We start from the raw sequence: 416 nt of genomic DNA on the forward strand, positions 1-416 counted from the left end.
CAGCAGTTGGTGTAGCTGGTGCATTTGGCACATCATTAATCGTTACAGATAAAGCTGTAGAAACACACGTAGGATCTGAAGTGTTTCGAGCCGTTACACTATAAGTACCAGAGGTTAAGTTAATAAAGTTTTCTGAGTCCTGATAGTTCGTGCCATCAATACTGTATTCAAATCCTGGTCCTAGTGGAGCTGTAATTGAAATTTTACCTGTTGGTACTGCACACGTTGGTTGAACTACATCAGCAGTTGGTGTAGCTGGTGCATTTGGTACATCATTAATCGTTACTGATAAAGCTGTAGAAACACACGTAGGATCTGAAGTATTTCGAGCCGTTACACTATAAGTACCGGAGGTTAAGCCATCAAAATCTACTGATGCCTGATAATCCGTGCCATTTATACTGTATTCAAATCCT

The 416-nt window shown here is 40.4% G+C and carries 1 protein-coding gene; it reads right to left on the reverse strand.

Features of this window, described 5'->3' with window-relative positions:
* On the reverse strand, positions 1 to 416 hold a 416-nt coding region (locus FHP04_RS14570; protein WP_218937270.1), incomplete at both ends, for a hypothetical protein.

Source organism: Aequorivita sinensis (assembly GCF_006346335.1).
Taxonomy (GTDB): domain Bacteria; phylum Bacteroidota; class Bacteroidia; order Flavobacteriales; family Flavobacteriaceae; genus Aequorivita; species Aequorivita sinensis.